The organism is Oscillibacter sp. KLE 1728, from assembly GCF_934833455.1.
Taxonomy (GTDB): Bacteria; Bacillota; Clostridia; order Oscillospirales; family Oscillospiraceae; genus Oscillibacter; species Oscillibacter welbionis.
The window spans coordinates 24,831-33,916 of the sequence record NZ_CAKVVF010000014.1 but is presented as its reverse complement, the minus strand read 5'-3'; the positions used below and the strand labels follow the sequence as shown (position 1 = coordinate 33,916).

Below are 9,086 nucleotides of genomic sequence, written 5' to 3'. Positions count from 1 at the left end.
GCGGGAAATAGATCGACCTTTGCGAAAATGCACAAAAAGTAATACCTTCATCCCTGGAAAAGTCTACCGTGCCGCACTGCACGGGGGGATTGACTGCTTCAGAAAAAAAACGCATAATAACATCTAATAGGGATTTTCCGGTCGATGCGCCGGAGAGGGAGGACGACATGAAGAAGGGATATCTGGTATTACAGGATGGCCAGGTGTTTGAGGGCTTCCGGTTCGGGGGGCCGGCGGACGCCGTGGGCGAGCTGGTGTTCACCACCGGCATGTGCGGCTATCTGGAGACACTGACGGATCCCAGCTATGCTGGACAGATCGTGATGCAGACCTATCCTCTGATCGGCAATTATGGGATCATTCCGGAGGATTTTGAAGGCGCGTGTTGCGTCCGGGGCTACGTGGTGCGGGAGTGGTGCGAGGAGCCGTCCAATTTCCGCTGCCAGGGAGACCTGGACGCTTTTTTGCGGGACCGGGGCGTGCCGGGGCTCTGGGGTGTGGACACCCGGGAGCTGACCCGGATCATCCGGGAGCACGGCGTCATGAACGCCGCGATCTGTGATGAGGTTCCGGCGGATCTGACGGCGGTGAAGACCTATGCCGTCACCGGCGTGGTGGAGGCGGAGACCTGTAAAGCAGCATCCGCCTACCCGGCGGAGGGAGAGGAGCGGTTCCGGGTGAGCCTGCTGGACTACGGCGCCAAGCGCAACATCGTCCGGGAGCTGCAAAAGCGCGGCTGCACCGTCACTGTCCTGCCTGCGCAGACCAGTGCAGAGGAGGTGCTGGCGGCCAAGCCTGACGGCGTCATGCTCTCCAACGGCCCCGGGGATCCGGCAGAGAACGTCTATCAGATTGAGCAGATCAAAAAGCTCCTGGGCAAGGTGCCCCTGTTCGGTATCTGCCTGGGCCACCAGCTGACGGCCCTGGCGGTGGGGGGCGGCACCTACAAGCTGAAATACGGCCACCGGGGGGTCAATCAGCCCGTCCGGGACCTGGAGGGCGTCCGCACCTACATCACCAGCCAGAATCATGGCTACGCCGTGGACGGTACCAGCCTGCCGGTGGGGAAGGTCCGCTTCATCAACGCCAACGACGGCACCTGCGAGGGCATCGACTATCCGGACCTGCGGGCATTCACGGTCCAGTTCCATCCAGAGGCCTGCACCGGGCCCAAGGACACATCGTTCCTGTTCGACCAATTTGTAGCTCTGATGAAAGGGGGTGACCGGTAATGCCGCTGGATAAGAGCATTCAGAAAGTGCTGGTCATCGGCTCCGGCCCCATCGTCATCGGCCAGGCGGCGGAGTTCGACTACGCCGGCGCCCAGGCCTGCCGGGTGCTGAAGGATGCCGGCATCAACGTGGTCCTCTGCAACTCCAACCCCGCCACCATTATGACGGATCAGGCCATGGCGGATGAGATCTACCTGGAGCCCCTGACCGTGGAGACCGTCAAGCGCATCATCAAGAAGGAACGCCCCGATTCCATCCTGGCGGGCCTGGGCGGCCAGACCGGCCTGACCCTGGCCATGCAGCTGGACAAGGAGGGCTTTCTCCAGGCCCAGGGCGTCCGCCTTCTGGGGACCGACGCAGCGGCCATCTCCCGGGCGGAGGACCGGGAGCTCTTCAAGGAGGCCATGGCGGAGATCGGCCAGCCGGTGATTGCCTCCGACATCGCGGAGACCGTGGACCAGGCCCTGGCGGTGGCGGAGAAGATCGGCTACCCCGTCATCGTGCGGCCCGCCTTTACCCTGGGCGGCGCGGGCGGCGGCGCGGCCAAGGATCCCGACGAGCTGAAGATCATCGCGGGCACCGGCCTGGACGCCTCGCCCATCACGCAGATTTTGGTGGAGAAGGCCATCTTCGGCTGGAAGGAGATCGAGTTCGAGACCATGCGGGACAGCGTGGGCAACGTGATCGCCGTCTGCTCCATGGAGAACCTGGACCCGGTGGGTGTCCATACCGGCGACTCCATCGTGGTGGCCCCCACCCAGACCCTGGCGGACAAGGAGTTCCAGATGCTCCGCAAGGCGTCTCTGGACATCATCACCCACCTGGGGATCGTGGGTGGCTGCAACGTGCAGCTGGCATTGAACCCGGAGAGCTTTGAGTACGCGGTCATCGAAGTGAATCCCCGGGTCAGCCGGTCCTCGGCCCTGGCCTCCAAGGCCACCGGCTACCCCATCGCCAAGATCACCACCAAGATCGCTCTGGGCTACACCCTGGACGAGATTAAAAACGACATCACGGGCAAGACCTGTGCCTGCTTCGAGCCCACCCTGGACTATATCGTGGTGAAGATGCCCAAGTGGCCCTTCGACAAGTTCGCCGATGCCAGCCGGGCCCTGGGCACGCAGATGAAGGCCACGGGCGAGGTGATGGCCATCGCCCCCAGCTTCGAGATGGCCTTGCTCAAGGCTGTCCGGGGCGCGGAGATCGGCATGGACACCCTGAACCGGAAACCGGACCACGGGGACGACGCCCCCATCCGGGAGCGGCTCCGCCGAGTGGACGATCACAGGCTCTTCACGGTGTTCGAGGCGCTGAAATCCGGCGTCACCGTAGAGGAGATCCACGACATCACCAGAATCGACCCCTGGTTCCTCTGCAAGCTGCGGAAGCTGGCGGCGTTCGAGGCTTCCATTGCAGACGGCCTGTCGGAGGCGCAGTACCGGGAGGGCAAGCGGCTGGGCTATCCCGATGAGGCTCTCCGCAGGCTTTCCGGCGGCGGAGAACTGCCGGAGCACCGGGATGCGGTGTACAAGATGGTGGACACCTGCGGCGCGGAGTTTGACGCGGAGACGCCCTATTTCTACTCCACCTATGACCGGTTCTGCGAGTCCCGGGCCTTCCCCCGCAGCGGCAAGCCGGTCATCATGGTGCTGGGCTCCGGCCCCATCCGCATCGGCCAGGGCATCGAGTTTGATTACTCCTCTGTCCACTGTGTCTGGACGCTGAAGGAGCTGGGCTACGACGTGGTGATTGTCAATAACAACCCGGAGACTGTCTCCACGGACTACGACACTGCCGACCGCCTGTATTTTGAGCCGCTGTACCCGGAGGATGTCATGCACATCATCGCCGTGGAGAAGCCGGTGGGTGTAGTGGTGGCTTTCGGCGGTCAGACGGCCATCAAGCTGACGAAATTCCTGGACAGCCGCGGCATCCCCATTCTGGGCACCAGCGCCGAGTCCATCGACATGGCGGAGGATCGGGAGCGGTTCGACGCGCTGCTGGAGCGGTTTTCCATCAAGCGGGCCGCCGGCCGGGGCGTGCTGGGTATGAATGAGGCGCTGGAGGCAGCGAATGAATTGGGGTATCCTGTTCTGCTGCGGCCCAGCTACGTCATCGGCGGCCAAAACATGGTCATCGCCCACAACGATGAGGAAGTCCGCCGCTACATGGAGATCATCCTCTCCGGCAAGATTGAGAACCCGGTGCTGGTGGACCAGTACCTGATGGGCAAGGAGCTGGAGGTGGACGTCATCTCTGACGGCACCGATGTACTGATCCCCGGCGTCATGCAGCACATCGAACGTACCGGCGTCCACTCCGGCGACTCCATCGCCGTGTACCCGCCCTTTTCCATCGGGGACAAGATGCTCCAGACCATCGTGGACTGCTCCGAAAAGCTGGCCCTGTCCCTCAAGACCCGGGGGCTTATCAACATCCAGTACCTGATCTATCAGGGAGAGCTGTACGTCATTGAGGTGAACCCCCGGGCCAGCCGGACGGTGCCCTATATCTCCAAGGTCACCGGCGTACCCATGGTGGACCTGGCCACCCGGGTCATGGTGGGCCAGCCCCTGAAGGCCTTGGGCTATGGCACGGGCCTGTACAAACGTCCGCCCTACGTGGCGGTGAAGGTGCCGGTGTTCTCCTTCGAGAAGATTACCGACGCCAACGCCGCCCTGTCCCCGGAGATGAAATCTACCGGCGAGGTGCTGGGCCTGGGCGCCAATATGCAGGAGGCGCTGTTCAAAGGCCTGGTCTCCGCCGGGTACAAGGTGGAGAAGAGCGGACACGCGGGGGTATTGATCTCCGTGAACCGCCGGGACCAGCCGGAGATTGTCAACATCGCCCGGAAGCTGGATGAAATGGGCTTCCGCCTCTACGCCACCGACGGCACCGCACGGGAGATCTCCCGCCTGGGCACGGACGTGGAGGTGGTGGGCAAGCTGGGCCGGGACAACCGGGTCTTCCAGCTGCTGGAGTCCGGCAGGATCGACTACGTGATCCTCACCGGCTCTACGGAGCCGGAGTATATCCGGGACTTCATCCACCTGAACCACCGGTGCGTCCAGCTGGGCATTCCCTGCCTGACCTCGCTGGATACGGCCGGTGCCCTGACGGACATCCTGGCCAGCCGCTACAACCAGGAGAACACGGAGCTCGTCGATATCTGCCATCTGCGGACGGAGCGGCAGAAGCTGCCCTTCGCCAAAATGCAGACCTGCGGCAACGACTACATCTTCCTGGAGAATTTCAGCGGGGAGATCACCTGCCCGGAGTCCCTGTGCGTCACCCTCTGCGACCGGCACTACGGCATCGGTGCCGACGGCATCATCCTCATGGAGGGATCCCGGAAGGCGGATGCCAAGATGCGGATGTTCAACGCCGACGGGTCTGAGGGCTCCATGGCCGGCAACGCCCTGCGGTGTATGGCGAAGTACCTCTATGACAACGGTATCGTCCGCAAGGAGGAAATGACCCTGGAGACGGACAAGGGCACCAAGACCGTCCGGGTCTACACCACCGACGGCAGGGTGACCTCCGCCTGCGTGGACATGGGCTACGCGACCCTGGACACCACGGCCCTCCGGCTGAATATCCCGAAGCGGCAGGTGGTGAACTATCCGGTGGAGATTGCCGGGCAGCCCTGGGAGATCACCTGCGTGGACATGGGCAATCCCCACTGCGTGGTGTTCTGTTCCCGGGTGGACGGCGTGGATGTGGCCCGGATCGGGCCGCAGTTTGAACATGCGCCTTATTTTCCGGACCGGATCAACACGGAGTTTATCCGGGTGGTAAATCCCAGCACCATCAAGATGCGGGTCTGGGAGCGGGGCAGCGGTGAGACGCTGGCCTGCGGCACCGGCGCCTGTGCCGCGGTGGTGGCGGCGGTGGCCAACGGCCTCTGTGAAAAGGGACGGGACATCACGGTCCGGGTCCAGGGCGGCGACCTGGTGGTGCATTACACCGACGAAGCCGTCACCCTCACCGGCGATGCCAAGCTGGTCTACACCGGCGTAGTGGAGTACTGAGCGCAGCACAGCCCCGGCATCCGTTTAGATGCCGGGGCTGTAAAATTTCTGTAAGGACCAGGAAAGCCGCCCGGTTTGGATTGACACGATGCAGCGGCCCCGGTAGAATGGAGAAAACCGGCCCCGGGCCGAGAAGAGAAAGGAGCACACCATGGAATATCAGATCGAGGGAGCACCGCTGCCGGTGGTGATCTGCCAGCTGGAGGCCGGCGAGACCATGCTCACCGAGCGGGGGAGCATGAGCTGGATGACCCCCAACATGAAGATGGAGACCAGCACCAACGGCGGTCTGGGGAAGGCGTTTGGGCGGATGCTCTCCGGCGACTCCATTTTCCAGAACCGCTACACCGCCCAGGGCGGCCAAGGACTGATCGCCTTTGCCTCCAGCTTCCCGGGCAGCATCCGGGCCTTTGACATCGGTCCGGGCCGGGAGCTGGTGGTGCAGAAGAGCGGCTTCCTGGCCAGCGAGGCGGGCGTCCAGCTGTCCGTCTTTTTCCAGAAGAAGCTGGGTTCCGGCTTCTTCGGCGGCGAGGGCTTCATCATGCAGAAGCTCTCCGGCCGGGGGATTGCCTTCACCGAGTTCGACGGGCATATCGTGGAATATGACCTGGATCCCGGTGAGTCCCTGGTGGTGGATACCGGATATCTGGCGGCCATGGATGCCACCTGCTCCATGGATATCCAGGCAGTCCCGGGGCTCAAGAACATGGTGTTCGGCGGTGAGGGAATCTTCAACACCATTATCACCGGACCGGGCCATGTCTATCTCCAGACCATGCCGATCTCTCAGGTGGCAGGGGTTCTGCGGCCCTTCATGCCCACAGCGAAGTGACTTATGCATCGATACAAAGAAACCGGACCGCCCTCTTTGGGCGGTCCGGTTTTTTATGAGAGAGAAGATTACTTCTCGTCCGTGATGGCAGCCTGTGCCGCAGCCAGCCGGGCGATGGGCACCCGGAAGGGAGAGCAGGACACATAATCCAGGCCCGTCCGGTGGAAGAACTCCACACTGGAGGGGTCGCCGCCGTGCTCGCCGCACACGCCCAGATGCAGCTCGGGGTTGGTGGCGCGGCCCATCTTGCAGGCCATATCCACCAGCTTGCCCACGCCGGTCTGGTCCAGCTTGGCGAAGGGATCGTTCTCGTAGATCTTCTTGTCGTAATAGGCGTCCAGGAACTTGCCCGCGTCATCACGGCTGAAGCCGAAGGTCATCTGAGTCAGGTCGTTGGTGCCGAAGGAGAAGAAGTCCGCCTGCTTGGCGATCTCATCGGCGGTCAGCGCGGCCCGGGGGATCTCGATCATGGTGCCCACCAGGTACTTCATGTTGGAGCCGGCCTCCTTGATGATGGCATCGGCGGTCTCCACCACGACCTTCTTCACGTATGCCAGCTCCTTGACCTCGCCCACCAGGGGGATCATGATCTCAGGCACCATGGTCCACTCGGGATGCTTGGCCTGGACGTTCAGCGCAGCCTTGATGACGGCGCGGGTCTGCATGGCGGCGATCTCCGGATAGGTGACCGCCAGACGGCAGCCCCGGTGACCCATCATGGGGTTGAACTCGTGCAGGCCGGCGATGATGGCCTTGATCTCCGCAACGCTCTTGCCCATGTCCTTGGCCAGCAGCTCGATGTCGGCCTCCTCAGTGGGCACGAACTCGTGCAGCGGGGGATCCAGGAAACGGATGGTGACAGGCAGGCCCTCCATGGCCTCATAGATGCCCTCGAAGTCGGACTGCTGCATAGGCTCCAGAACAGCCAGAGCGGCCTCACGCTGCTCCACGGTGTCGGAGCAGATCATTCGGCGGATGGCGGGAATGCGGTCTGCGTCAAAGAACATGTGCTCGGTACGGCACAGGCCGATGCCCTCAGCGCCGAACTTCCGGGCCTGGGCGGCGTCGTGGGGGGTGTCCGCATTGGTGCGGACCTTCAGGCGGCGGTACTGGTCGGCCCAGCCCATGACCCGGCCGAACTCGCCGCCGATAGAGGCGTCCACCGTGGGGATGGCGCCGTCGTAGATCTTGCCGGTGGAACCGTCGATGGACAGCCAGTCGCCTTCGTGGAAGGTCTTGCCGGAGAGCTCAAACTGCTTATTCTCCTCGTCCATCTTGATGGCGCCGCAGCCGGAGACGCAGCACTTGCCCATGCCGCGGGCCACCACGGCCGCGTGGGAGGTCATGCCGCCCCGCACAGTCAGGATGCCCTGAGCAGCCTTCATGCCCTCGATATCCTCAGGTGAGGTCTCCAGCCGGACCAGGACCACCTTCTCGCCGCGCTCGGCCCAGGCCTTGGCGTCCTCAGCGGAGAAGACGACCTTGCCGCAGGCGGCGCCGGGAGAGGCGGCCAGGGCGCTGCCGATCACGGGGGTCTTCTTCAGCACCTCGCCGTCAAACTGGGGATGCAGCAGGGTGTCCAGGGTGCGGGGATCGATCATGGCCACGGCCTGCTTTTCGTCGATCATCCCCTCGTCCACCAGGTCGCAGGCGATCTTGAGCGCAGCAGCAGGGGTGCGCTTGCCGTTGCGGGTCTGCAGCATATAGAGCTTGCCGTTCTCCACGGTGAACTCCATGTCCTGCATATCGTGATAGTGATCCTCCAGGATCTTGCAAACCTTCTCGAACTGGGCGAAGGCCTCGGGGAACTTTTCGCTCATTTCGCTGATGGGCATGGGAGTCCGGATGCCGGCCACCACGTCCTCGCCCTGGGCGTTGGTCAGGAACTCACCGAACAGCTTCTTCTCGCCGGTGGCGGGGTTGCGGGTGAAGGCCACGCCGGTGCCGCAGTCGTCGCCCATGTTGCCGAAGGCCATGGACTGGACGTTGACGGCGGTGCCCCAGGAGTAGGGGATGTCGTTGTCCCGGCGGTACACGTTGGCGCGGGGATTGTCCCAGGAGCGGAACACGGCCTTGATGGCGCCCATCAGCTGCTCCTTGGGGTCGGTGGGGAAGTCCTGGCCGATCTTGGACTTGTACTCGGCCTTGAACTGGCCGGCCAGCTCCTTCAGGTCGTCGGCAGTCAGCTCCACGTCCTGGGTGACGCCGCGGGCCTCCTTCATCTGGTCGATGAGCTGCTCAAAGTACTTCTTGCCCACTTCCATCACCACGTCGGAGTACATCTGGATGAAGCGGCGGTAGCAGTCCCAGGCCCAGCGGGGGTTGCCGGACTTCTTGGCCAGCACGTCCACCACGTCCTCGTTCAGACCCAGATTCAGGATGGTGTCCATCATGCCGGGCATGGAGGCCCGGGCGCCGGAACGCACGGAGACCAGCAGGGGGTTCTCCAGATCGCCGAACTTCTTGCCGGTGATGCCCTCCAACTTGGTGATATACTCCATGATCTCCGCCTGGATCCCGTCGTTGATCTTCTGGCCGTCCTCATAGTACTGGGTGCAGGCCTCGGTGGTGATGGTGAAGCCCTGGGGCACCGGCAGGCCAATGTTGGTCATTTCGGCCAGATTGGCACCCTTGCCGCCAAGCAGCTCCCGCATGTTGGCGTTGCCCTCGCTGAACAAATAGACATATTTTTTGCTCATGTAGTCCAAACCTCTCTTTCCTGCCGCAGTCGAAAGTCGGGTGGACTCCAATCTGCGGTTAAACGATTAGCCCATTTTGATAACGATAACATTATATTGGGAATTTTTTCGGAAAACAATACATAAAAATGCTAAGAAATTTGGGGATAGCTGGAGTATTTTCACAAATGTTTGTGCAATCCACACAATTAACAGTTGCGCAACAAAGAAAATATTTACGTTCTTTCCTTTTTCGGGGCCATGTGGTACAATGGCTCCAGTGTGCCCGCCGGAAGGCCGCCGGGCGCCCCAA

Annotated in this window: 4 protein-coding genes; 3 read left to right on the top strand and 1 reads right to left on the bottom strand. The window is 62.5% G+C overall.

Annotated elements, in window-relative coordinates; genetic code table 11:
• The first annotated feature begins 167 nt into the window (after positions 1-167).
• From QVE23_RS02850 to QVE23_RS02840, 3 genes are all read left to right on the top strand, one after another.
• On the top strand, positions 168-1,232 hold the full coding sequence (locus tag QVE23_RS02850) for a carbamoyl phosphate synthase small subunit (RefSeq protein ID WP_287967547.1): 1,065 nt from the start codon (positions 168-170) through the stop codon (positions 1,230-1,232).
• Positions 1,232-5,263, top strand: a complete 4,032-nt coding sequence (gene carB / locus QVE23_RS02845) for a carbamoyl-phosphate synthase large subunit (protein WP_119311833.1) — start codon at positions 1,232-1,234, stop codon at positions 5,261-5,263. Before QVE23_RS02850 ends, carB begins: the two co-directional genes overlap by 1 nt.
• Positions 5,264-5,414: 151 nt before the next feature.
• Positions 5,415-6,095: a TIGR00266 family protein gene (locus QVE23_RS02840; protein ID WP_025544920.1), complete on the top strand. Its 681-nt coding sequence runs from the start codon at positions 5,415-5,417 to the stop codon at positions 6,093-6,095.
• Between the two features lie 68 nt (positions 6,096-6,163).
• On the opposite strand, the gene ppdK is transcribed toward QVE23_RS02840, so the two are convergent.
• Positions 6,164-8,794, bottom strand: coding sequence for a pyruvate, phosphate dikinase (gene ppdK / locus QVE23_RS02835; RefSeq protein ID WP_287967546.1), 2,631 nt, complete (start codon positions 8,792-8,794; stop codon positions 6,164-6,166).
• Positions 8,795-9,086: the final 292 nt, after the last annotated feature.